Genomic DNA, 2544 nt, shown 5'->3' on the forward strand with positions numbered 1-2544 from the left:
TGGCCGGAGACGCCCGGCCTTCCCCGCGCGATGGTTTTCACGGCTGCTTCGCGTTCTCCCCGGTGCACCGGCTTTTGGCCACCGTATCGCGACAATGCGCTTGCGCGCATTGCGCTGGACACCAGCATCGGGGTGCCAGGACCGCGCGACTTGACCGTGCGTGCATCGTCGTTCGTCCGCGCGATTGATCACGCTGCAACGACCCACGCCCATCGCATTCCGCTGCCGACGTCCATGACGACCGCGATGCGTCCCCTCCGACGCAACGGAACGAGCGGAGAGTAATGCTGATTTTACGAAATTGACAAGAGGTTTATTTTTCGCCCGAGGGCTGGACAGGATTTTTGGCGGGCGCCCTGATTTGCCCGTCGAGCAGTCTAGCCGCCCCGCACGCCGTCAGCCTCTCCCCGGGTGCGGGGAGAGGCCGGGTTGCATCCTCGGCGTCAGCGACTTCCGGGTTCACCAGCGAGAGCGCGTGAGAACCCGGATATCGCGTTCGCCTTCGCCCTTCCGGCTCAGCTTCCGCTCATCCGGGCTACGCGCTCGCGCCTCAATCGCGCCCGCGATGCGTCACGGCCGAGGCCGTCATTGATCCAGATCAAACGACTTCGAAAATCCACCAGAGATCCTGATCAACTGCTTGATGTTCCTCGATTTGATCCAGATCAAACGGCCGCAGGCCGACCGCAGCATGGCCCAGGGACGTCCATATTGGCCGTCAAAAAGCGCCACATCTCGCCGTCAGATTCTGCGTCACAGCATGCGCTGCGACACGAAGTCACAGGGATCGCGGGACTAACAACTCCGCGCCTGTCACCGTGACGTCGGCGCGATCGTGAAGAACAACTCGCGTCCTGGAAAGCAATGCCAAACAACAGCGCTCAACGTTCGTCCCGATACGATTACGCTTCGCAATATGGAGAGGCTCGCCCGCTGGCGCACGTCGCGGTGAAGGTGGCACCTGCAAGGTATCAGCCCGCCGCACAGCCCGGCAGCCGCAGCACCGGGCGCGCCGAGCGGCGATTCTGGCTGACGATGCAGACCGTCATGCTGGTCGTCGGCGTTCTCCTGGTGAACCTGTTGCTGTTCTTCCCGCCGCTCGGCATCGCCCTGATGTGGAATCTCCTGATTCCGATCGCGCCGGCGCTGGTGACGATCTCGCCGGGCCTGTGGCGCAACATCTGCCCGATGGCGACCTTTCATCTCCTGCCCAACAAGATGGGCATCTCGCAGAACATCCGGATGCCCGAATGGGGCGCGGCGACGCTGGCGGTGATCGGTGTGACCCTGCTGTTCATCGTCGTGCCGATGCGGCGCATCGGGCTGAATGTCGACGGGCCGCTGACCGCGCTGATGCTGCTGTCGGCCGCGTTCATGGCGTTCGCGATGGGCTCGGTGTTCGAGATGCGCTCGGGCTGGTGCACCTCGCTGTGCCCGATCCATCCGGTCGAGCGGCTCTACGGCACCAACCCGGCGCTGACGTTCAAGAACGCCCGCTGCAACATCTGCGAGGCCTGCAGCAACCCCTGCCCCGACTCGACGCCGGAGCTGACGCCGACGGCAGGCGTGCCGACGAAGGTGCAGCAGTTCCTCGGCAACTTCCTGATCGGCAGCTTTCCCGGCTTCGTCTGGGGCTGGTTTCAGGTGCCGGATTATCCGCCGGAGCAGGTCGGCCAGGCCGAGATCATCACCGCCTATGCCTGGCCGTTCATCGCTGCGATCATCAGCTACGCCATCTTCAAGATCGGCGAGCACGTGCTGCGCTACAAGCCGGCCCAACGCACGAAGATGCACCGCATCTTCGCCGCCGCCGCGATCAGCACCTACTACTGGTATCGCCTGCCCGGCCCGGCGTCGCTGCTGCCGGACTGGTTTCCGCTGGTCTCGCATCTCGTCACGACGCCGTTCTTCTTCTGGTTCCTGGTGCTGCGTACCCCGAAGGTGAGCTGGCTGAAGCGGCCGGTGATGGCGTCGAACTACTGGTCGAGCCGGTTCGAGAGCACGGCCAACAAGAACCTGATCCGCGTCTCACCCGGCACCTGATCCGCGGCACGATCTTCCCCACCGTCACAGCGTATTCGATCGAGGAGTAAACCATGTCGAACTTCAGGACCGTCACCGTCAAAGGCCGCCAGTTCCGCGTCCGCGCGGGTGACGTGCTGCTCGACGGCGCGCTCGCCAACGGCGTCGAGATTCCGTTCGACTGCCGCGCCGGGACCTGCGGCACCTGCATGGTTCATGTCGCCAAGGGCCAGACGGTGTGCGGCGAGACGCATACGCAGGGCATGATCTATGCGTGCCAGGCGCGCGTCGTGTCGGACCTCGACGTCGACGTGGAGGATGTGCCCGAGATCGACATCAGCAAGGCGCGACTGGTGGGCTTGCGCGAGGTCGCGCCCGACATCATGGAGCTGATGATCGCGCCGGAGAAGAGCATCAGCTATCTGCCGGGACAGTACTTCAAGTTCACTTTCGCCGGCTATCCGGCGCGCGCCTACAGCCCGACCGCCTCGTTCGACGGCCGCATCGGCGGCCGCGTCATCC

At 64.4% G+C, this 2544-nt stretch carries 2 protein-coding genes and 1 pseudogene; all 3 read left to right on the top strand.

The window, feature by feature from the left end; all coding sequences use genetic code 11:
• Nucleotides 1-285, top strand: a pseudogene (locus BRAO375_RS38365) (hypothetical protein); the annotation flags it as partial.
• A 579-nt stretch (nt 286-864) separates the two neighbouring features.
• Nucleotides 865-2043: a ferredoxin gene (locus tag BRAO375_RS07875; RefSeq protein WP_175345306.1), complete on the top strand. Its 1179-nt coding sequence runs from the start codon at nt 865-867 to the stop codon at nt 2041-2043.
• 53 nt (nt 2044-2096) lie between these two features.
• Nucleotides 2097-2544, top strand: a 448-nt coding sequence (locus BRAO375_RS07880) for a 2Fe-2S iron-sulfur cluster-binding protein (protein WP_035639532.1), incomplete at its 3' end; no start/stop codon positions are given.

It is taken from the genome of Bradyrhizobium sp. ORS 375 (assembly GCF_000239775.1).
Taxonomy (GTDB): Bacteria; Pseudomonadota; Alphaproteobacteria; order Rhizobiales; family Xanthobacteraceae; genus Bradyrhizobium.

Bases quoted from the DNA above. Each gene is read 5' to 3' on its own strand.
- BRAO375_RS07875 (WP_175345306.1), top strand. From the start codon at position 865: ATGCCAAACAACAGCGCTCAACGTTCGTCCCGATACGATTACGCTTCG.